Source organism: Exiguobacterium sp. AT1b, assembly GCF_000023045.1.
Lineage (GTDB): Bacteria > Bacillota > Bacilli > Exiguobacteriales > Exiguobacteriaceae > Exiguobacterium.
Map to the genome: position 1 here is coordinate 2,367,170 of NC_012673.1, position 21,569 is coordinate 2,388,738.

15 protein-coding genes, 14 tRNA genes and 3 rRNA genes are annotated in these 21,569 nt (G+C 49.5%); 27 read left to right on the plus strand and 5 right to left on the minus strand.

What is annotated here, in order from left to right; translation table 11 throughout:
- Positions 1-18 precede the first annotated feature (18 nt).
- Positions 19-1,767: an ABC transporter ATP-binding protein gene (locus EAT1B_RS12330; protein ID WP_015880897.1), complete on the plus strand. Its 1,749-nt coding sequence runs from the start codon at positions 19-21 to the stop codon at positions 1,765-1,767.
- Positions 1,768-1,801: 34 nt separating this feature from the next.
- On the opposite strand, the gene EAT1B_RS12335 is transcribed toward EAT1B_RS12330, so the two are convergent.
- The 3 genes from EAT1B_RS12335 to EAT1B_RS12345 form a co-directional block, all read right to left on the minus strand.
- A complete protein-coding gene (locus tag EAT1B_RS12335; protein WP_015880898.1) occupies positions 1,802-2,197 on the minus strand; it encodes a thiol-disulfide oxidoreductase DCC family protein in 396 nt (131 codons plus the stop codon).
- A gap of 53 nt (positions 2,198-2,250) precedes the next feature.
- Complete coding sequence (locus EAT1B_RS12340; protein ID WP_015880899.1) at positions 2,251-3,483, minus strand: MFS transporter; 1,233 nt, start codon at positions 3,481-3,483, stop codon at positions 2,251-2,253.
- A gap of 117 nt (positions 3,484-3,600) precedes the next feature.
- Positions 3,601-4,899: a glutamate-1-semialdehyde 2,1-aminomutase gene (locus EAT1B_RS12345; RefSeq protein WP_015880900.1), complete on the minus strand. Its 1,299-nt coding sequence runs from the start codon at positions 4,897-4,899 to the stop codon at positions 3,601-3,603.
- Positions 4,900-5,090: 191 nt separating this feature from the next.
- Here EAT1B_RS12345 and perR point away from each other — a divergent pair, with 191 nt between their 5' ends.
- Complete coding sequence (gene perR / locus EAT1B_RS12350) at positions 5,091-5,522, plus strand: peroxide-responsive transcriptional repressor PerR (RefSeq protein WP_031421138.1); 432 nt, start codon at positions 5,091-5,093, stop codon at positions 5,520-5,522.
- 36 nt (positions 5,523-5,558) lie between these two features.
- Here perR and EAT1B_RS12355 read toward each other — a convergent pair whose 3' ends face one another.
- Positions 5,559-5,918: a YgzB family protein gene (locus EAT1B_RS12355; RefSeq protein ID WP_015880902.1), complete on the minus strand. Its 360-nt coding sequence runs from the start codon at positions 5,916-5,918 to the stop codon at positions 5,559-5,561.
- A gap of 102 nt (positions 5,919-6,020) precedes the next feature.
- Here EAT1B_RS12355 and EAT1B_RS12360 point away from each other — a divergent pair, with 102 nt between their 5' ends.
- From EAT1B_RS12360 to EAT1B_RS12480, 25 genes are all read left to right on the plus strand, one after another.
- Positions 6,021-6,962 carry a nucleotidyltransferase-like protein gene (locus tag EAT1B_RS12360; protein ID WP_235439577.1) on the plus strand — a complete coding sequence of 314 codons (942 nt, stop codon included), beginning with the start codon at positions 6,021-6,023 and terminating at the stop codon, positions 6,960-6,962.
- Between the two features lie 39 nt (positions 6,963-7,001).
- Positions 7,002-8,174: a PstS family phosphate ABC transporter substrate-binding protein gene (locus tag EAT1B_RS12365; protein WP_015880904.1), complete on the plus strand. Its 1,173-nt coding sequence runs from the start codon at positions 7,002-7,004 to the stop codon at positions 8,172-8,174.
- 304 nt (positions 8,175-8,478) lie between these two features.
- Positions 8,479-10,040 (plus strand): 16S ribosomal RNA (locus EAT1B_RS12370).
- 145 nt (positions 10,041-10,185) lie between these two features.
- Positions 10,186-13,099 (plus strand): 23S ribosomal RNA (locus EAT1B_RS12375).
- Positions 13,100-13,195: 96 nt separating this feature from the next.
- Positions 13,196-13,312, plus strand: a 5S ribosomal RNA gene (gene rrf, locus EAT1B_RS12380).
- Together the 16S, 23S and 5S rRNA genes with 13 tRNA genes alongside form the textbook arrangement of a ribosomal RNA operon.
- 8 nt (positions 13,313-13,320) lie before the next feature.
- Positions 13,321-13,395 (plus strand) — tRNA-Asn (locus EAT1B_RS12385).
- Positions 13,396-13,406: 11 nt separating this feature from the next.
- Positions 13,407-13,497: transfer RNA gene (locus EAT1B_RS12390), tRNA-Ser, on the plus strand.
- An 18-nt stretch (positions 13,498-13,515) separates the two neighbouring features.
- Positions 13,516-13,590, plus strand: a tRNA-Glu gene (locus tag EAT1B_RS12395).
- A gap of 16 nt (positions 13,591-13,606) precedes the next feature.
- Positions 13,607-13,680: transfer RNA gene (locus tag EAT1B_RS12400), tRNA-Met, on the plus strand.
- Between the two features lie 8 nt (positions 13,681-13,688).
- Positions 13,689-13,764: transfer RNA gene (locus EAT1B_RS12405), tRNA-Asp, on the plus strand.
- 31 nt (positions 13,765-13,795) lie between these two features.
- Positions 13,796-13,871, plus strand: a tRNA-Phe gene (locus EAT1B_RS12410).
- Between the two features lie 5 nt (positions 13,872-13,876).
- Positions 13,877-13,960, plus strand: a tRNA-Tyr gene (locus tag EAT1B_RS12415).
- 3 nt (positions 13,961-13,963) lie between these two features.
- A tRNA-Trp gene (locus tag EAT1B_RS12420) sits at positions 13,964-14,034 on the plus strand.
- Positions 14,035-14,051: 17 nt separating this feature from the next.
- Positions 14,052-14,127: transfer RNA gene (locus tag EAT1B_RS12425), tRNA-His, on the plus strand.
- 7 nt (positions 14,128-14,134) lie between these two features.
- Positions 14,135-14,209, plus strand: a tRNA-Gln gene (locus EAT1B_RS12430).
- 4 nt (positions 14,210-14,213) lie between these two features.
- Positions 14,214-14,288: transfer RNA gene (locus tag EAT1B_RS12435), tRNA-Gly, on the plus strand.
- Between the two features lie 9 nt (positions 14,289-14,297).
- A tRNA-Cys gene (locus EAT1B_RS12440) sits at positions 14,298-14,371 on the plus strand.
- Positions 14,372-14,380: 9 nt separating this feature from the next.
- Positions 14,381-14,461 (plus strand) — tRNA-Leu (locus EAT1B_RS12445).
- 105 nt (positions 14,462-14,566) lie between these two features.
- On the plus strand, positions 14,567-15,637 hold the full coding sequence (locus EAT1B_RS12450) for a DUF2332 domain-containing protein (protein WP_015880905.1): 1,071 nt from the start codon (positions 14,567-14,569) through the stop codon (positions 15,635-15,637).
- A 119-nt stretch (positions 15,638-15,756) separates the two neighbouring features.
- Positions 15,757-15,827: transfer RNA gene (locus EAT1B_RS12455), tRNA-Gly, on the plus strand.
- A 67-nt stretch (positions 15,828-15,894) separates the two neighbouring features.
- The gene (gene queG / locus EAT1B_RS12460; protein ID WP_015880906.1) at positions 15,895-17,043 is read left to right on the plus strand and encodes a tRNA epoxyqueuosine(34) reductase QueG; all 1,149 of its coding nucleotides are present in this window, start codon (positions 15,895-15,897) and stop codon (positions 17,041-17,043) included.
- A complete protein-coding gene (locus EAT1B_RS16155) occupies positions 17,024-17,464 on the plus strand; it encodes a methylated-DNA--[protein]-cysteine S-methyltransferase (RefSeq protein WP_015880907.1) in 441 nt (146 codons plus the stop codon). Before queG ends, EAT1B_RS16155 begins: the two co-directional genes overlap by 20 nt.
- 12 nt (positions 17,465-17,476) lie before the next feature.
- The gene (gene trmL, locus EAT1B_RS12470) at positions 17,477-17,950 is read left to right on the plus strand and encodes a tRNA (uridine(34)/cytosine(34)/5-carboxymethylaminomethyluridine(34)-2'-O)-methyltransferase TrmL (protein ID WP_015880908.1); all 474 of its coding nucleotides are present in this window, start codon (positions 17,477-17,479) and stop codon (positions 17,948-17,950) included.
- Positions 17,951-18,177: 227 nt separating this feature from the next.
- The gene (locus EAT1B_RS12475) at positions 18,178-18,735 is read left to right on the plus strand and encodes a DUF5366 family protein (protein WP_015880910.1); all 558 of its coding nucleotides are present in this window, start codon (positions 18,178-18,180) and stop codon (positions 18,733-18,735) included.
- A complete protein-coding gene (locus EAT1B_RS12480) occupies positions 18,732-19,607 on the plus strand; it encodes a hypothetical protein (protein ID WP_015880911.1) in 876 nt (291 codons plus the stop codon). The genes EAT1B_RS12475 and EAT1B_RS12480 overlap by 4 nt, the downstream gene beginning before the upstream one ends.
- 38 nt (positions 19,608-19,645) lie before the next feature.
- Here the strand turns inward: EAT1B_RS12480 and EAT1B_RS12485 are convergent, their stop codons facing one another.
- The gene (locus tag EAT1B_RS12485) at positions 19,646-21,436 is read right to left on the minus strand and encodes a transglycosylase domain-containing protein (protein ID WP_015880912.1); all 1,791 of its coding nucleotides are present in this window, start codon (positions 21,434-21,436) and stop codon (positions 19,646-19,648) included.
- Between the last annotated feature and the right edge of the window lie 133 nt (positions 21,437-21,569).

Below are 21,569 nucleotides of genomic sequence, written 5' to 3' on the forward strand. Positions count from 1 at the left end.
CTTAAGTCAGGAGGCATTATGGGTAGTATTAAACGTTATTTGCAGTTTGTTCGTCCGTATAAGAAACAGATTGCCCTTACCATTTTCGTCGGGATTTTGAAGTTTTCCATCCCGCTCGGATTACCGTTACTTTATAGATATGTCATCGATAACTATTTGACGGACGATGCGCCGAAGCAGGACTACACGACGCTCGTCTGGTTATTCAGCATCGTGTTCTTCGTCTTCCTGGTCCTCAAGCCGCCAATCGAGTATTTGCGTCAATATTTGGCACAGTGGGCCGCGACGCGTGTCTTGTTCGATGTGCGGAACCGGTTATTCGACCACGTCCAAAAGTTGTCACTCCGCTATTATTCAAACAATAAGACGGGACAAATCATTTCACGGATTATCAACGACGTCGAACAGACGAAAGACTTCGTCATCACCGGGCTGATGAATATTTGGCTCGACATGATCACCATTCTTATCGCCATCGGGATCATGTACACGATTGACCCGCAACTCACGCTGATCGCGATTTTACCACTTCCGTTTTATGCGATCGCAGTCCGCTATTTCTATGGACGGTTGCGTCGTTTGACGCGTGAACGGTCGGCGGCACTCGCTGACCTACAAGGGCATTTGACAGAGCGCGTCAACGGGATGGCGGTCATTCGGAGTTTTGCGCTAGAGCCATATGAGAACAAGGCGTTCGAACAACAGAACGGTGGCTTTTTGAACGCGGCACTCAAACATACGAGTTGGAACGCCAAGACGTATGTCGTCGTATCGACCATCACTGACATCGCGCCGATCCTCATCTTCACGACGGCATCGTGGCTCGTCATTCAAGAAGCGGTATCGCTCGGGACGCTCGTTGCGTTCATCGCGTATATCGACCGACTCTATGCGCCGCTCGGTCGTCTCGTCAACTCGGCGACGACACTCACGCAGTCGGTCGCTTCGATGGACCGTGTCTTTGAGTTCTTGGATGAGACATATGATATCGAGGAGAAACCGAACGGGTTCGTCCCGTTGTCGACAGCGGGTAAAATCGACCTTGAGCATGTGAGTTTTTCGTATGAACAGGACGGGACACGAGCGTTGAACGATGTGAACCTTCAAATCCGCTCCGGGGAACGCGTGGCGTTTGTCGGAATGTCCGGTGGAGGGAAATCGACACTCGTCAGTTTGATTCCGCGTTTCTATGACGTGACGGATGGAAGCATCAAAATCGACGGCGTCGATGTGCGTGATTTCAAATTACGTGCACTCCGCGACCAGATTGGGATGGTCATGCAGGATTCGGTCCTCTTCAGCGAATCGGTTGCCATGAATATTCGGATGGGGAAACCGGATGCGACGGATGAGGAAGTCATCGCGGCGGCCAAGGCGGCGAACGCCCATGAGTTCATCTCGAAACTACAGGACGGATATGCGACACCGGTCGGGGAGAAAGGTGTCAAACTGTCTGGTGGACAGAAGCAGCGGCTTGCGATTGCACGTGTCTTCTTGAAGAATCCACCGATCTTGATTTTAGACGAGGCGACGAGTGCGCTTGATTTAGAAAGTGAAGCGATGATTCAAGACTCGCTGGCCCGTCTGACGAAAGGACGGACGACGTTAATCGTTGCCCACCGCTTGTCGACCATTACGGACGCCGATCAAATCGTCGTCGTGGATAACGGTCAAATCATGGAGACGGGAACGCATGAAGAGTTGATGCGTCGTCGCGGGGCGTATTACGACCTGTATATGATTCAAGATTTAGCCGTAGTCGAATAATAAAAAAGTCGAGTCCATTAATGGCTCGACTTTTTTAGCGGTCTAAAAATCGTTTACGAACATCCGGGGAAGGGAGTGTGCACACTTCCTTTTTCCCAAATAGACGTGTCCGATGTTTGGCGAATAACGCATATCCATGATCACGAATCGGTCTAGGTATGAAACGAATGAGTCGAAGCAGGCGCCAACGGCCATCAAGGTGTTCGGCAATTCGAATCGCAGCGTCTGATTTTAAGTAAGGAACCCCTTCCTCAATATAGACGATGCTGTCGACTGATTCCGGGATCCGGTGTCGTGTTCGGAGCGACTGACCGACCTCGCTTTGGAGCGAAGCAAAGTGAATCGAGGCGTGTCGATCATGACGAATGATGAACTGGACACTGGCATCACAGAAGTTGCAATCGCCATCAAATAAAACAATCGCAGGCAAGTAGTTCGCCTCCTTCATCGTACTGTTTTACCGTTTTGTCTTCATGTTAAACGTCAAGCAGCGAGTTGGCGAGCAGGTTGCATCTTATAGAGCGATACATAATACAAGTAAGCACCGAGGGCACCGAAGACGAACATGTAACCGCTCATCAAGACCGGACCGATGAACGCGCCGACGACAATGCCTGCCGCGGCAACCAATTTGGCTCCGTGGAACGTGAGGCCGCCGAATGCAAGATAAGAGGCACGGCGTTCAGGGTCGAGGAGGTCAACCTGTTTCACTTGTCGAATCGGCGAGTAGAGGAGTTCGCCAATTGTGAAGATAATCGCGAGTACGGCCAGAACGATGAAGGAGTTCATTGAGGTGATGGCGGCGTATGCTGTGATATATAACGATAAGCCAATGAAAAATATGGTCTTCTCTTTGAAACGTTTGACGAACGCAGTAACCGCAAACGTGATGGCGACGACGAGCAAGGTATTCTCTAGTTGCATAAACGCCATCATGCGAACCCCATCAACAGGTATTCCGAGAATTTGACGACTTTCGAATGACTCTGCTAAATGAACACCGATATAGTTCGCCATATGAAACTCGGTCGAAAAGACGAGCATACTTCCAAATACGAATGTGATCCATCGGCGGTCGCGTAACGCGATTTTATAGTTTTCGATGACACCATGAATCGGGTTTGACGGTGTTGAGCGGTTGCCAGTATATGTGTCGACCAAGAAACGTTGAAGAATGATTGTGGTCACAGTGAGAATGACCGTCATACCAATGAAGAGGGCGAAGCGATGGTCGCGATAAAAGGCGCCGCCGAGCATGACGCCTCCGGCAATCGCTAAATTGACGAGCCAGTAGTCATACACGTAGATGGCTTTTCGATTTGATTCTTCCATCGAATCGATGACGATCGCCTCGAGAGCTGGATAGTTCAATCCGTTCGAAACGGCATGTCCGAAGTAGAGGATGGCAACGATGAGTGCCCAGTTATTCGATGGGTGAATCGCGATGGTCATCCCAAGAAAACAGATGATTTGAATCACCTGGCCAATCTGTAAGACAACCTTCCGATTGAACCGATCGGAAAAGTACCCACCGAATAGACCGGTCAAGTAACCGACGATAACGAATGAGATCATGATGATACCGGCTGGCACTTTCCCCAACTCTTCTGAGAAATAGAGTGCCATGAATGGGAAAATGGCTGATCCGACGATTCGAATGCAAAATCCGCAAACGAGTCGCAAGCGGACATTTAATGGAAAATCTTTAAATTTCATATGGTGAGCACCTCCTTGGTTCTACTGTAATGGGGGACGGTACTAAGTAAAAAGAGACACTTTTTTTGAAGATGTCCCCTTTTAGACGAAAAAAAGAGATGCTTGCGCATCTCCTTCTTACAATTGGGCAAACGAGCGATTGACCGCTTCGATTGTCTCTTCGATATCTTGTTCCGTATGCTCTGTCGTCAAGAACCAGGCTTCATATTTTGATGGAGCCAAGTTCACGCCATTCTCAAGCATCAACTTGAAGAAACGTCCGAACTTCTCACCGTCTGACTTTTCCGCACCTTCATAGTCGGTGACGATTTCATCCGTGAAGTAAACGGTAAGGGCACCTTTTAAGCGGTTGAGCGTGATCGTGACATCATGCTTTTCTGCCGCCTCGCGGATGCCGGCTTCCAGTTTCGCACCGAGTGCGTCTAATTTCTCATAAACACCAGGTTGCTCGAGCACTTCTAGGCAAGCGATTCCTGTCGCCATCGAGGCCGGGTTACCGGCCATTGTACCGGCTTGATATGCAGGTCCAAGTGGGGCGACCGTCTCCATGATTTCAGCCTTCCCGCCGTAAGCACCGATTGGTAGACCACCACCGATGATTTTACCAAGTGCCGTCATATCTGGTTCGATGCCATACACTTGTTGGGCACTTCCGTATGTGAAGCGGAATGCCGTGATGACTTCATCATAGATGACGAGTGCGCCGTGTTCATGTGTGATGTCGTTGACAGCTTGGAGGAAACCTGGCTTCGGTTCAACGATTCCGAAGTTCCCGACAATCGGTTCGACGAGCACACAAGCGACCTGGTCTCCCCATTCTTTCATCATCTCGCGATACGCTTCGACGTCGTTAAACGGGACGGTAATGACTTCTTTGGCAGTGGCTTTCGTCACACCTGCCGAGTCAGGAGAACCGAGCGTCGCTGGACCACTACCTGCTGCAATCAGCATGAGATCCGAATGTCCGTGGTAACAACCGCTGAATTTCACAACGAGTTCACGACCAGTGTAAGCACGGGCGACTCGTACCGTCGTCATGACGGCTTCTGTTCCGGAGTTGGTGAATCGTACCTTATCCATCGAAGGGATGGCTTGTTTTAGTTTCTTCGCAAATTCAACCTCGAGACGGTGTGGCGTCCCGTATAATAAACCTTTTGAAGAAGCGTTCATAAGCGCTTCGTGAATGTGTGGATGGGCATGGCCGGTAATGATTGGACCGTATGCCGCCAAATAATCGATGTAACGATTGCCGTCTACATCATAAAAATAGGCCCCTTCGCCGCGTTCCATATAAACAGGGGCGCCGCCACCGACCGCTTTAAATGAGCGAGATGGACTGTTGACACCTCCGACGATGTGAGTGAGTGCATCTTGGTATAATGCATCGGATGACTGACGATTTGATGAAGTAGTCATATGTATTGCCTCCTTATTCAAATTCGCACTTATTGTATCATAGCCGTCAACCGCATAAGCTCAGTGTTTGACGAGTAGTTGAGAAATCAGTACACTATTTATAAAGATTACTATGTAAGAAATAAGTTAATGTTCAAAACTATTTCGCATGAATTTTATAGAAGAAATGAGGGATTGACGTGGGAAGCGAAATGCTTGACCATGCTGTTCAGTCGCTCCGGGAACATGGAGTCAGAATGACGCCTCAGCGCCAGGCCATTTTGGAGTACCTCGTCACGGAGCATAGTCACCCGACAGCGGATGACATTTATAAGGCACTTGCCGCACGGTTTCCAAATATGAGTGTGGCCACTGTATATAACAACTTGCGCGTTTTTAAAGAAGTGGGTCTCGTTCAAGAGATGAACTATGGGGACGCCTCAAGTCGTTTTGACTTTGTGACGTCGAAGCACTATCACATCATCTGTGATACGTGTGGAAAAGTCGTCGACTTTAACTATCCTGTATTAGATGAAATCGAATCGGTTGCATCACAATTGACTGGATTCAAAGTTGATCGTCACCGTCTTGAAGTGTACGGAACGTGCCCGTCTTGTCAGTCTGAACAATCGCAAACACATTAAAAAACCACATCCGACTGCTCGGATGTGGTTTTTATGTTAGTCCGTCTGTTGTGACTGACGTTTGTTATATTTCTCATCGAATTCTTTTCCTTCGAGTGAACGGTCGATTGTAAGCGGCTCGTCGCAGTGCATACATAAGTCGACGCGTCCGAGCATCTTCGTCTCTTTTTCACAGTTCGGACAAGTCACGATGATCGCTTTTGTCGAGGCCATGCCGACGATGAAGTAAAGAGCAGAGCTCGCAAGTACCATGATAAATCCAAGAAGCATGAAAATAATCATGAGCCAGGTGATGGATTTTGCGAGAAGACCGAGATACATGACACCGATCCCGCCGAAGATAAGAAGTAATGCTATATTACGTGCGCGGTTGATTTTGTTCCCCCGTTTTTTCATGAGTGAATCCCTCCAATAGTCTGTCTCTATCATAGCTCATCTTCAAACGAGTGAGAAGTTCCTGCACTTTTTCGGCAGGAGTTTTTTGAAAAGAGGGCGAATTTGATTCGTATCGAAAATGACAATCGTCATATATATAGTCAACTTGCGATTGGGAGAGAAGGGGTCCAGATGACGATGGAATATGCGACTCGCACCATTTACTCAGAATATGCTGCATTAAAAACGACACTCGGGATTATTGAGGTGAAGAAAAAACGGGCACGTGATCCGTTGACGGATCAGTCGGATCGCCTGCTCATTGTGATTGAAGCAAAACCAGAACCGTTTTGGACGGTGAAACACTATCAGGTCGGTCAAGAAAAAATCGTCCTGCACGTAGTCAGTGACTCGATGATGGATCGCTGGATTGTCTTAAATGAAAATCGACGAGCCATTCATTGGATTGAAGACGGGATCGTCTTGTTCGAACGGAATGAGTACATCTTGGAGTTGCGACAACGCAACCGCAATTTAACGAATCGAGAGCAACGTTTACAACTCTCAATCTCATTTGCAAAATTGTTGCGTCGGTTTGAAGACGGACGATACCTGTTTTTAGAAGGGGAGTTCCAAGACGCCTTCACTCAGATTCATCATGCGCTCACTCACCTGGCTCGCCTCTCGATTCTTGAGGCAGGGATTCATCCAGAGATCGTGTTGTGGGAACAGGTACGAGCCATCGACCTCGAAATCTATAAACTGCACGAGGAATTGGTCGGAGGACAAGAGTCGCTTGAACAGCGCATCCACCTCGTCGTCATTGGCATGGAACATTTGATTCAATCGAAAGTGTTGCCGGGGACGTTGTTATTACTTCAGACGATGCAGGAGAAAGACGGCGCGTGGACGTTCCCGGAATTGATGGAACATCCGAATTTGAACGAGCTCCGTGTCGACCTTGGGAGCATCATTGGTTTTTTAGTGAAAAAAGGGTATGTTCGTACGGTCACGAGACCGACAAAAGGAGTCGGGGTAGAAGCAGTGCTTTATGAGATTGCTTAACTTCCCTTTCCTAGGAACAACGAGGAGAAAATCAGTTATATGAAACTATTGAAATTTAGTGTGGGAACCGTTTTTATTTTATTTGTCACGATTGTGATTTCTGTCTTCGTCGCCCTTTTTACGATGGGAGACCCCATCACACTCGGGCGACCGATTCTTTGGACGATATGGTATATGGCCGTTCTACTAATCGTATGTATGGGACTCTATGATTTCTCGTCCTTTTCAAAACAAAAGATTCGAAAAGTTCTCGGCTGGGGTACGTTGGTCGGTGTTCTCCTCTTCGCTTCTGTGAAAGGATATTATATGTATCAGGATAGCTTGAAGATTGAGGAACGCGGAGTGGAGTTGACGGACTATCAGCCGTTCACGGATTCAGGACAATTGGCGAGACTCGATCACGAGGCTTCGGTGAAGTTTGGGGAAGGGTTGCCGCGATTAGACGGAGCGACGGCGCTCTATCCGATGTACGCTTCATTCGTAGAAGCAGTCTATCCGGACTCGGAAACGTATGATCCATACAATGATCAAACGAGTAAAGTCGTGTCGACGACAACGCCGGAAGCATACAGCCGACTAATGAACGATCAGACTGACGTGATTTTTGTCGCGGGTCCATCTGACCGTCAATTGAAGGTCGCGAAACAAAAAAACGTTTCTCTACATATGACGCCGATTGGAAGGGAAGCATTTGTTTTCTTCGTCCATGAAGATAACCCGGTCGATTCGTTGACGATGGAACAAGTCCGGGGGATTTATTCAGGCGACATTCGGAATTGGGAAGAGGTCGGCGGCAACTCGGAAGCCGTTCGAGCTTTCCAACGTCCTGAGGATAGCGGCAGTCAAACGGCGTTACAAAAGATGATGGGCGAACAAAAGCTCATGGAGGCGCCGGTAGAAGATGTTCCTGAAGGGATGGGTGGAATCATCCAACAAACTTCATCGTATCGAAACCATAAAAATGCGATTGGATTCTCATTTAGATACTATGCGACAGAAATGGTGAAGGACCATAAAATCAAGTTACTTCGTATAGAAGGAATTGAGCCGACCGTTGAAACGATTCAGGATGGATCGTATCCACTGACGTCTGAATTCTATGCGGTGACTACGGATGAGAAAGCAAAGCAATATGAAGATTTTCTTCAATGGCTCGAAAGCGAGGATGGGCAGACGTTAGTGGAGAAGACGGGCTATGTTCGTCTCGATTAATACAAAACAAAAGGTTTACTTCTCGTCATGTTGACGGGAAGTAAATCTTTTTTTAATTTTTATTGTTTTTTGTATTGACGAAGTGGTAAATAGAGATTATAGTTATAAACGTTGTCACGGCAAAAGATTATTTCAGAAAAACAATTTGTGAAAAAGTTGTTGACGAAAACAATCGAAACGTGATAGATTAATGAAGTCGCCAAGAGCGGCAGACGAACTTTGAAAACTGAACGATGAGGCAAAAATAAGTTTTACCATTTTTGAATGAAGCGCAAGCTTCGTCAATTTAAGAGCTATATCAAATTCTTTGGAGAGTTTGATCCTGGCTCAGGACGAACGCTGGCGGCGTGCCTAATACATGCAAGTCGAGCGCAGGAAACCGTCTGAACCCTTCGGGGGGACGACGGCGGAATGAGCGGCGGACGGGTGAGTAACACGTAAAGAACCTGCCCATAGGTCTGGGATAACCACGAGAAATCGGGGCTAATACCGGATGTGTCATCGGACCGCATGGTCCGCTGATGAAAGGCGCTCCGGCGTCGCCCATGGATGGCTTTGCGGTGCATTAGCTAGTTGGTGGGGTAACGGCCCACCAAGGCGACGATGCATAGCCGACCTGAGAGGGTGATCGGCCACACTGGGACTGAGACACGGCCCAGACTCCTACGGGAGGCAGCAGTAGGGAATCTTCCACAATGGACGAAAGTCTGATGGAGCAACGCCGCGTGAACGATGAAGGCTTTCGGGTCGTAAAGTTCTGTTGTAAGGGAAGAACAAGTGCCGCAGGCAATGGCGGCACCTTGACGGTACCTTGCGAGAAAGCCACGGCTAACTACGTGCCAGCAGCCGCGGTAATACGTAGGTGGCAAGCGTTGTCCGGAATTATTGGGCGTAAAGCGCGCGCAGGCGGCCTCTTAAGTCTGATGTGAAAGCCCCCGGCTCAACCGGGGAGGGCCATTGGAAACTGGGAGGCTTGAGTATAGGAGAGAAGAGTGGAATTCCACGTGTAGCGGTGAAATGCGTAGAGATGTGGAGGAACACCAGTGGCGAAGGCGACTCTTTGGCCTATAACTGACGCTGAGGCGCGAAAGCGTGGGGAGCAAACAGGATTAGATACCCTGGTAGTCCACGCCGTAAACGATGAGTGCTAGGTGTTGGAGGGTTTCCGCCCTTCAGTGCTGAAGCTAACGCATTAAGCACTCCGCCTGGGGAGTACGGTCGCAAGGTTGAAACTCAAAGGAATTGACGGGGACCCGCACAAGCGGTGGAGCATGTGGTTTAATTCGAAGCAACGCGAAGAACCTTACCAACTCTTGACATCCCCCTGACCGGTACAGAGATGTGCCTTCCCCTTCGGGGGCAGGGGTGACAGGTGGTGCATGGTTGTCGTCAGCTCGTGTCGTGAGATGTTGGGTTAAGTCCCGCAACGAGCGCAACCCTTGTCCTTAGTTGCCAGCATTAAGTTGGGCACTCTAGGGAGACTGCCGGTGACAAACCGGAGGAAGGTGGGGATGACGTCAAATCATCATGCCCCTTATGAGTTGGGCTACACACGTGCTACAATGGACGGTACAAAGGGCAGCGAAGCCGCGAGGTGGAGCCAATCCCAGAAAGCCGTTCTCAGTTCGGATTGCAGGCTGCAACTCGCCTGCATGAAGTCGGAATCGCTAGTAATCGCAGGTCAGCATACTGCGGTGAATACGTTCCCGGGTCTTGTACACACCGCCCGTCACACCACGAGAGTTTGCAACACCCGAAGTCGGTGAGGTAACCGTAAGGAGCCAGCCGCCGAAGGTGGGGCAGATGATTGGGGTGAAGTCGTAACAAGGTAGCCGTATCGGAAGGTGCGGCTGGATCACCTCCTTTCTAAGGAAAATGCCCATGTGGCATTGCCCATCGTTCAGTTTTGAGGGTTCGTCCCTCGATTGTTCCTTGAAAACTGAAGATTCATCAAGACATCAAAAACCAATTTCACATATGGTCCGTAATGGACCGTGTGTCTTAGACGCTAGATCAAGGTAGAAAGGGCGTACGGTGGATGCCTTGGCACTAGGAGCCGATGAAGGACGCGACGAACAGCGAAATGCTCTGGGGAGTGGTAAGTACACGTTGATCCAGAGATCTCCGAATGGGGGAACCCACCGCCGGGAGACCGGCGGGACACCCACGTGAATACATAGCGTGGCGTGAGGCATACCCGGGGAACTGAAACATCTAAGTACCCGGAGGAAGAGAAAGAAAATTCGATTCCCTGAGTAGCGGCGAGCGAAACGGGAACAGCCCAAACCAGGAAGCATGCTTCCTGGGGTTGTAGGACACTCTGCACGGAGTTACAAAGGGATAGGGTAGGTGAACGACCTGGAAAGGTCGGCCAGAGAAGGTGACGGCCCTGTAGCCGAAACCCCATCCCCTCCAGAGTGGATCCTGAGTACGGCGGGACACGTGAAACCCCGTCGGAATCCGGGAGGACCATCTCCCAAGGCTAAATACTTCCTAGTGACCGATAGTGAACCAGTACCGTGAGGGAAAGGTGAAAAGCACCCCGGAAGGGGAGTGAAAGAGATCCTGAAACCGTATGCCTACAAGTAGTCAGAGCCCGTTCACGGGTGATGGCGTGCCTTTTGTAGAATGAACCGGCGAGTTACGATGGCGGGCGAGGTTAAGCCGATGAGGCGGAGCCGCAGCGAAAGCGAGTCTGAACAGGGCGCATCAGTCCGTCGTCGTAGACCCGAAACCAGGTGATCTACCCATGTCCAGGATGAAGGTCAGGTAACACTGACTGGAGGTCCGAACCCACGCACGTTGAAAAGTGCGGGGATGAGGTGTGGGTAGCGGTGAAATGCCAATCGAACCTGGAGATAGCTGGTTCTCTCCGAAATAGCTTTAGGGCTAGCCTCGAGGTGAAGAGTTCTGGAGGTAGAGCACTGATTGGACTAGGGGCCCCCACAGGGTTACCGAATTCAGTCAAACTCCGAATGCCAGCAACTTGTACTCGGGAGTCAGACTGCGAGTGATAAGATCCGTAGTCGAGAGGGAAACAGCCCAGACCATCAGCTAAGGTCCCCAAGTGTATGTTAAGTGGAAAAGGATGTGGCGCTGCACAGACAACTAGGATGTTGGCTTAGAAGCAGCCACCATTCAAAGAGTGCGTAATAGCTCACTAGTCGAGTGGCGCCGCGCCGAAAATGTAACGGGGCTAAACATACCACCGAAGCTATGGATCCCGTAAGGGATGGTAGGAGAGCGTTCCAAGCAGCAGTGAAGCGGTATCGTGAGGAGCCGTGGAGCGCTTGGAAGTGAGAATGCCGGTGTGAGTAGCGAAAAGAGGGGTGGGAATCCCCTCCGTCGAAAGCCTAAGGTTTCCTGAGGAAGGCTCGTCCGCTCAGGGTTAGTCTGGACCTAAGCCGAGGCCGAAAGGCGTAGGCGATGGACAACAGGTCGATATTCCTGTACCGCCGTACCACCGTTTGAACGATGGGGGGACGCAGAAGGATAAGGTGACCGTGCGACTGGAAGTGCACGGACAAGCAGCGAGGCCGTCGGGTTGGCAAATCCGCCCGGCATACAAGGTTGAGCTGTGACGTGGAGCCCGTAGGGCGAAGCACCGGATTTCACGCTGCCAAGAAAAGCCTCTAGTGAGGAGGTCGGCGCCAGTACCGCAAACCGACACAGGTAGGCGAGATGAGAATTCTAAGACGCGCGGGATAACTCTCGTTAAGGAACTCGGCAAAATGGTCCCGTAACTTCGGGAGAAGGGACGCTTATGGCGACATAAGCCGCAGTGAATAGGCCCAAACGACTGTTTAGCAAAAACACAGGTCTCTGCTAAATCGCAAGATGAAGTATAGGGGCTGACGCCTGCCCGGTGCTGGAAGGTTAAGGGGATGTGTCATCGCAAGAGAAGCACTGAACCGAAGCCCCAGTAAACGGCGGCCGTAACTATAACGGTCCTAAGGTAGCGAAATTCCTTGTCGGGTAAGTTCCGACCCGCACGAAAGGCGTAACGATTTGGGCACTGTCTCAACGAGAGACCCGGTGAAATCATAGTACCTGTGAAGATGCAGGTTACCCGCGACAGGACGGAAAGACCCCATGGAGCTTTACTACAGCCTGATATTGAGGCTTTGTACGCGATGTACAGGATAGGTGGGAGTTTGTGAAGCCGGAGCGCCAGCTTCGGTGGAGACACCCTTGGGATACCACCCTTTGCGTATAGAGTCTCTAACTCGCAGCCGTGATCCGGCTGGAGGACCGTGTCAGGCGGGTAGTTTGACTGGGGCGGTCGCCTCCTAAACAGTAACGGAGGCGCCCAAAGGTTCCCTCAGAATGGTTGGAAATCATTCGAAGAGTGCAAAGGCAGAAGGGAGCTTGACTGCGAGACCTACAAGTCGAGCAGGGACGAAAGTCGGGCTTAGTGATCCGGTGGTTCCGCATGGAAGGGCCATCGCTCAACGGATAAAAGCTACCCTGGGGATAACAGGCTGATCTCCCCCAAGAGTCCACATCGACGGGGAGGTTTGGCACCTCGATGTCGGCTCATCGCATCCTGGGGCTGGAGTAGGTCCCAAGGGTTGGGCTGTTCGCCCATTAAAGCGGTACGCGAGCTGGGTTCAGAACGTCGTGAGACAGTTCGGTCCCTATCCGTCGTGGGCGCAGGAAATTTGAGGAGAGCTGTCCTTAGTACGAGAGGACCGGGATGGACGCACCGCTGGTGTACCAGTTGTTCCGCCAGGAGCACCGCTGGGTAGCTACGTGCGGACGGGATAAGTGCTGAAAGCATCTAAGCATGAAGCCCCCTCCGAGATGAGATTTCCCTTTGAGCAATCAAGAAAGACCCCTCAGAGACGATGAGGTAGATAGGTCATGGGTGGAAGCGTGGCGACACGTGGAGCTGAATGATACTAATCGGTCGAGGCTTTGATCTAGTCTAATGGTTTGTGTTGATGAATCCTCAGTTTTGAGAGAACAATCTCTCTAAAATATGTTGACATTATCGATAAATAATGTTAATATAATACTTGTCTGGTGGCGATAGCGAGACGGCCACACCCGTTCCCATGCCGAACACGGAAGTTAAGCGTCTCAGCGCCGAAAGTAGTTGGGGGATCTCCCCCTGTGAGGATAGGACGTTGCCAGGCAAGATCGTTCCGCAATAGCTCAGTGGTAGAGCAACCGGCTGTTAACCGGTAGGTCGTAGGTTCAAATCCTACTTGCGGAGCCACTTTCTCTTTTGGAGAGCTGTCCGAGTGGCCGAAGGAGCACGATTGGAATTCGTGTAGGCGGCAAAACCGTCTCAAGGGTTCGAATCCCTTGCTCTCCGCCAGTTTTTCAAATATGTAATGGCCCGTTGGTCAAGCGGTTAAGACACCGCCCTTTCACGGCGGTAACACGGGTTCGAATCCCGTACGGGTCACCATTTAATTTTATATCGTCGCGGGGTGGAGCAGTCTGGTAGCTCGTCGGGCTCATAACCCGAAGGTCGTCGGTTCAAATCCGGCCCCCGCAATTAAGTCCGGTCTCGTGGTGTAGGGGTTAACATGTCTGCCTGTCACGCAGAAGATCGCGGGTTCGAATCCCGTCGAGACCGCCATTTTTATTTTAAAATCAAACATACTACATATGGCTTTGTAGCTCAGTTGGTAGAGCAAAGGACTGAAAATCCTTGTGTCGGCGGTTCGATTCCGTCCAAAGCCACCATATGTGGGGGGGTAGCGAAGTGGCTAAACGCGGCGGACTGTAAATCCGCTCCCTCGGGTTCGGCGGTTCGAATCCGCCCCCCCCCACCACTTAGGGGCATAGTTTAGCGGTAGAACTACGGTCTCCAAAACCGTCAGCGCGGGTTCGATTCCTGCTGCCCCTGTTTTTAATTTCATCATGGCGATTGTGGCGAAGTGGTTAACGCACCGGATTGTGATTCCGGCATTCGAGGGTTCAATTCCCTTCAGTCGCCCCATTATTATTGGGCTGTAGCCAAGTGGTAAGGCATCGGATTTTGATTCCGACATGCGAAGGTTCGATCCCTTCCAGCCCAGCCATTTTGCGGAAGTAGTTCAGTGGTAGAATACGACCTTGCCAAGGTCGGGGTCGCGGGTTCGAATCCCGTCTTCCGCTCCAATGACTTTTGGCGCCATAGCCAAGTGGTAAGGCAGAGGACTGCAACTCCTTTATCGTCGGTTCGATTCCGACTGGCGCCTCCAACATAATATGCCGGTGTGGCGGAATTGGTAGACGCGCACGACTCAAAATCGTGTTCCTCTGGAGTGTCGGTTCGACTCCGACCACCGGTATCCGTATGACTCTAACTGAGGTTAGGGTCTTTTTTGTGTTCTCTATCCCTTTTTGAGAAGGAAGGACATTCATTCAGCTCGAATTTTTTAACAAGAAGAAATGAGGTGGATGTTATTCAAGATACAGAACAATCAAATCGGTTTATCCGATTTGCTGACAACGAATGTGTGGAATCTAGTCGCTTATACGAAGTGCTAGCTCGAGAAGTGGCCCAGCATGAATGGCTCTTGTCTTTGTGTGAAGACATACCGAAGGGACAACCTGCTCCAAATCTATTGTTTGCAGCCGTTCATGAGTTGGTACTTCAACACTCTGCTGATGAGTTGGCCACCTATTATCCTAGCGTGACACAATATCCAAAACGAGCTGAAGATGTATTTCCCTCTTTTTTAGCATTTTGCCATACATACGAAAGTGAGCTCCGTCATCGATTGAGAACTCGTCGTGTGCAAACGAACGAGGTTCAACGATGCGCCTACTTGTATCCAATCTTTTCGAAGATTCAACAACAGACGAAACGACCACTCGGACTGCTCGAAATCGGAACGAGTGCAGGGCTTCAACTATTTGTGGATCAATATGCTTATGAGTATAATGGCGTCCCATTCAATCCGATAAACGCCTCATCAGTAAACATCACAGCGGCCGTTGAATCAGACGAACCATTCCGTCTCGAAGTTACGACGCCATTAGACATCGGAACACGTCTTGGTGTCGATTTGAACATTGTGGATTTGACAGACGAAGCAGAGCGGTCATGGTTGAATGCGTTAATCTGGCCAGAACATGAGACACGACGGCAACTGCTTCAGGCCGCCATGAATGAAGTCAATTTAAATATGGTGACGCTCATTGAAGGGGATGGTGTGACGATGTTACAAGAACTCGTATCGCGTGTACCTGAAGTGGAGATGCTATGTATCTTCCATACACACGTTGCGAATCAGATGTCACGTCCCGTCAAAGAAGAACTCTTGAGGCAAGTCGAGCGAATTGGACAAACACGAGACGTCTTCCATATCTATAACAATGTTCAAGATTGTTATCTACATGTCGATTTGTATCTGGACGGTCAACTCACAGCGGTGACGTATGCAGAAACGGAGGGACACGGCCGTCAATTTCAAATTCTGACGCCACTCGATTCCTTGTTTCATCAAGGATCATTTGAATGATTAAGGTATACCAAGATATTATTTCTAATGATTTTAGAAAAACTTACGAATACTTGTTGACAGTTTAATAGTATAGGTGTATATTAACTATAGTCGCTTGAACGACAACAATATTTCATGCGGGTGTAGTTTAATGGTAAAACCTCAGCCTTCCAAGCTGATGACGAGAGTTCGATTCTCTTCACCCGCTTCACATCTCTCTGCCGAGTGGCGGAGAGATTTTTTGTATGCGAAAATATATAGAGGAGGTGAACGGAATGGACCCGTACACATTAAAACAACAAATCTTAGCGTATGCCGAGACCATCGGGATTGATGAGTTGAAAGTGACGACGGCTGATCCGTTCATCGTCATGAAACAGCGACTTATTCGGCAACAAGAGAAAGGGTTTGCCTCTGGGTTTGAAGAGCCCGACTTAGAGAAACGTACGAACCCGGAGCTCTTACTTGAAGAAGCCCAGTCGATCATTGCGATTGCCATCGCCTATCCGAGTAAATTAAAAGATGCTCCTCGGAGTGTCGCCGGCGAGAGACGAGGGTTGTTTGCTCGGGCCTCATGGGGACTTGATTACCATCGGGCCGTCGGCAATCGATTAGAGAAGCTTCAAGCGTACATTGAAGAATTGGTTCCAAATGTGCGGACGCGTTCGATGGTCGACACGGGTGAGCTCGTCGACCGTGCCGTCGCAGAACGTGCTGGGATTGGATTTAGTGGGAAAAACTGCTCCATCATCTCACCTGAGAAGGGATCGTACTTATATTTGGGGGAAATGATTTTAGATGTTTACTTACCACCGGATGAAGCGATTGAAGACGGATGTGGGGATTGCGATAAATGTATGACAGCTTGTCCGACGACGGCCCTTGTTGAGCCAGGTGTCCTCGATGCGAAGCGCTGTATCGCCTATCTCACGCAGATGAAGACGTTGATGCCACGAGAGTTTCGATCGAAGCTTGGTGGTCGATTATATGGATGTGACACGTGTCAGCAAGTCTGTCCATATAACCGCAAAAAGGACTGGCGCCACCACGAAGAACTGTTGCCGGAAGCTGAGATCGTCAAACCGCTCTTAGAGCCTCTTCTGACATTGAGCAACCGGGAGTTCAAACAAAAGTTCGGACATTTATCGGGCGCATGGCGCGGGAAGAAACCGATTCAACGAAATGCGATTTTAGCACTCGCGCACTACCGTGAGCCTTCAGCGATTCCAATCTTACGGGAATTCATCAAACAGGATGAACGCGAAGACATGCGCGCGACGGCTGTTTGGGCAATCGGTGCGATTCTTGGACCTGAGGCCGATTCGATATTTGAAGAGATTGAACGGAATGAAACGTCTGACATGGTTCATGAAGAGATTCGTATCTATCGAGAGGAGTGGGCACATGAAGATCGTGTCGTCTAAATGGGGACCGTTAGCGTATGAATTAAACGCAGCAAACAAACTGACGGCTCTTGAGTTCACAACACATGAGCCGACTGACGAGGCACCTGAGTGGTTGCAAGATCTCATGACGCGAGTTGAGCAGAATGGATTCCATGAAGCAGATCGTGCCTACGTCGAAATGAACGGGACACCGTTTCAACAGGAGGTCTGGGATGCGCTCTTGACCATTCCTTATGGCGAGACACGCACATATAAGCAAATTGCTGAACAAATCGGTCGGCCGAAAGCCGTTCGCGCCGTCGGTCAGGCGCTCAATCGAAATCCGTTGCCGATTCTATTTCCGTGTCACCGTGTCATTGGAAGTAGCGGGAAGCTTGTCGGTTTTGCGGGAGGATTGGCTGAGAAACAACGCCTTCTAGAATTTGAAATGAAAAAGTGAGGGAAATCAACCATGGCAATTCATGTCGTAATGTTTCAACCAGAAATACCAGCAAATACAGGGAATGTCTCACGTACGTGTGCGGCGACGAACTCGGTGCTTCATTTGATTCGTCCGCTCGGGTTCTCGACGGATGATAAGATGTTAAAGCGTGCCGGTCTCGACTATTGGCAATTTGTCGATGTACGCTATCATGACTCGTTAGAAGAGCTGTGGGAGAAGCATCCGGATGGTCAGTTCTTTTACATTACGAAGTACGGGGAACAATACCCGAGTGATTTGGACGTTTCAGATGTAGACGGTGACTACTTCTTTGTCTTTGGTCGTGAGACGAAAGGGTTACCGATGGAAGTCATCGAGAACAATTTAGATCGCTGCATCCGTCTACCACAATCGAACCTCGTTCGTTCATTGAACGTATCGAATACAGCAGCCATCATCGTATATGAGGCGCTTCGCCAACAGGGATATGCAGGATTGAAATAAAAAAGAGCCGGATTCGTAAGAATCCCGGCTCTTATTCGTTACCCTCAGGTTTACGGTTATATCCAGCTGTCAAAATCGCTGCGAGGAAGACGACGCTGATTCCAACCATCAATAATAGGCCCATCCAAAAATCCCCCTTTTATTCTCCATAACTATAAATAGTATAATATACTTGGTAGGTGAATTGCACTGAATATAAGAAATTACTGTGAAATTGGAGAAGGAACATGAAAACGAATGTGTACTTACTGAGCTATGCCCCACTCATCGGAATTATTTTGTTTTCGATGTCACTTGCGATTGCGACCTCCGAGTACGTGATCCAATGGCTGAATCAAATTGGCGTATATAGTGAAATTATCGAACTGTTATCGGTGCAAGAGACGAAAGTGCTCGTGCTCGTTGTATTCTTCACGATTTTCTTTATGTTGTTTAGCGCATTCAAATTGGTGGCCGATACGTTCAATCAACTCGGCTTCGCCTTTTTTGCGCGCGAGACGAATGGCACGTCGCTTCATCGGCTCAAACCTGGGGCCATCATCTTCCTCATCGGGTCCGGAATCAGCTTTCTCTTTTTGAACACGTTACTCGCCGTCATCGCCGTCCTCGTAGGAACGCTCTTGATGTATCTCTTTTACTATGTGTGGCAAGTAAGCCAATCGATGTCCGTCCCACGAGCCATCGGCTTATTGCTTATGCAGGCCGTCATGTGGGCGACGTTGATCAGCGGGTTAGGTTGGTCGGTCCTCCGCTTGTTTAACTCTGTCGGAGATATCATCTTATGAAACATTCTTTTAAACCGACCTCGGATGTGATTGAAGCATGGAGTCAATCATTTGTCCCAGAGGAAACCTTGTATTGGATTGATTCTTCGTTTCTTGAGGATATACCGAGTTCCTGTCTCGTGATTCCGAGGCAGGAATTTTTCAATCATCCGCTTTACCGTAGACCCGATATTACGAATCCATATGTGACGTGGCAGATGGGTCAGGACGTGACCCATGTCGTCCATGCGTTCTCAGGCTTTTTGAAGGAGTTACAGGAGCACGTCAAAACACGTTTAATGGAATTCCAAGTGACGACCCATCGTGGTCTTGTTTTGCCGATATCGGTCGAGCAGATGAAACGTCTATCGAATGAGGCCATTGTAGAGAAGGACGGCACCCATTTCATCGTGTTGAATCCGCAAAATTGGAATGAGCTCGACATCGAGATGCGTCATTCTCTTCTGCTCGACTATGCGAAGGAGTGGGATCGTTGGGAAGGGGAACCCGGTGATGACTCGATTGCCTCGCATCTTGCGGACTATGCAAATCGGTTTCCCATCCAGGAGGGGAGTAACTGTCTCGCAGCGACGTTGTTTGCGGTCACAGGTAACGAACGAATCGTTCACCAATGGGTTCATCCGGAGACGTTCCTTCAGACCCTAAAGCGAAGTGGGTACGAAACCGTGAAGGATGATGAGCCAAGGTCGAATGACGTCTTGACGTATTGGAACGACCAAGGGCAACTGATTCATGCGAGTTACTGTGTGCGAGAAGGACTCTTTTTCAACAAACATGGTCAAGTTCGTTTCAATCCCTGGAAACTCATCGATCACGACGAGTTAAAGGAGCATTGGGGAGCCTATCGACTTCAGATTGAACGTCGAACATAAGCAAAGGAGTCAGTCCACTTTTCAGTGGCTGACTCCTTTTATTGATGTGCCTGTGTCCAAACAATCGCCGGATACGCACGGTTGGCGAGTTCCGGGAACGGACGGGGCGTATCGGCACCGAGCCAGATGGCGGTGATGGTGCGATCGGTCAGTCCGACATACCACATATCTTTATTGTCGTTCGTTGTTCCGGTCTTTCCTCCGAGATACTCAAACTCACGTTTCAGCTGATTCGCATAGCGACCTGTACCGTATGAGGTGACGGTCGATAACGCTTTTTTCATCTCACTGATCGTTTCCGGAGACCAGACTGTCTCTTCCGTTAAAATCGGAGTCAACGTTGGTTCACCAGACTTGAATGTGATTTGTTTGATTGTATGTCCGGATGTATACTCACCTTTGTTTAGGAACGGGGTATAGGCGGCGGCCAGTTCTTTTGGGGAGACGCCTTGTGTGAGACCACCAAGCGCACTCGCTAAGTTCTCGTCCTGTTCATCCCATTGACTGAACATCATGTCTGCCGTCTTGTACGCGCGTTCCTGATCGATTGCTGAGAAGGCGGCGAGGGCAGGGGTGTTATACGAGAAAGCGACCGCATCTTTCAATAAGACATCGCCTAACACACGGTCGTGACTATTTCCGGGACAATAAGAACCGTAACAAGTCGGACGACCGTCGAGTACCGTGTCTAGTGTCGCTCCCGTCTCTTCGATGAATGGGGCGAACACGAGGATCGGTTTGATTGCGGAACCTGGTTGACGGTACGCCTGGGTCGCTCGGTTGAACTCACCGACCTGCTTCATCTCAGAGTCGACCATGGCCACGATTCTCCCTTGAGGTGTGAGTTCCGTATAGCCCCCGTTCAGGCCGGGAGGAAGTTGACTCATCACTTGTTTTGCTTGTTTCTGCTTCCCGGTTGATAAATAAGTCTCGATTGTCGCTTCATGCGTGGACAAATAATCTCTCGCCTCGGCATCGTCTAAGTCGTAGCGTGACCGTACCAATTGAATCGCTTCGCGGACGGCAGTATCCATGTAGTCCGGATATTGAATCGATTGACTGCGAAACGACGCTTGTAGCTTGAGGCCATGATACTGATCGTAGGCAGTCTTCGAGAGAACACCCGCTTCAAACAGTTGCGTCAAGATTCGGTCCTTTCGCTCGAAAAAGGCGTCGGATGGATTGAGCGGATCATAAAGTGACGGGTTATTCGGCACCGTCAACAAGTAAGCGAGTTGATTCCAATTCAAGTCGTCGAGCGGTCTTGAAAAGTATGTATCGGCTGCAGATTGAATGCCATATACATTATGTCCAAAAAAAATGACGTTGCTGTAAGCTGTTAAAATTTCTTTCTTGCTATAATTTTCTTCTAGCGCTCGCGCAAGCAATAACTCTTTCACTTTGCGTTCATATGTCCGTTCATGTGTGAGATACACGTTCCGTGCCAACTGTTGCGTGATTGTACTCCCACCTTGGACAGATGTCTCGTTCGCGTTATTGATAAATGCTCGGGCAATCCCGCTCAAATCATAACCGGGATGGGCATTGAATTTACGGTCCTCGATGGTCGTGATCGCATCTTGAATATGTTCGGGCAACGCTTTCGGAGACACGTCATTTCTGCGGCCAGTCAAGTAAATCTGCTGTTCTCCACCGTTGTATGCGAGTGTGACGGCATGCTTTGACGAGAGTGGTTGTGCCGATACCAGCTCTTGTCCCCAGGAAAGAATTTCATCTGCCTGGTCAATCTCTTCTTTCAATGCAGTGGCAAGTGACAAGGAAGCGGCCAAAAGTCCAGCAAAAAATAAGGTTCCAATCCAAGCTCTCATCTATTTCACCTCTCTCTATACATTATATCGTCCAATTTACAAAAAAATAAAAATGTAAACGTTATCATATAATAATTCGAGAAGGAATACTTTAGGAAAGGGCGAAAAAGGGTAAAAGAGGTTGTATATCACG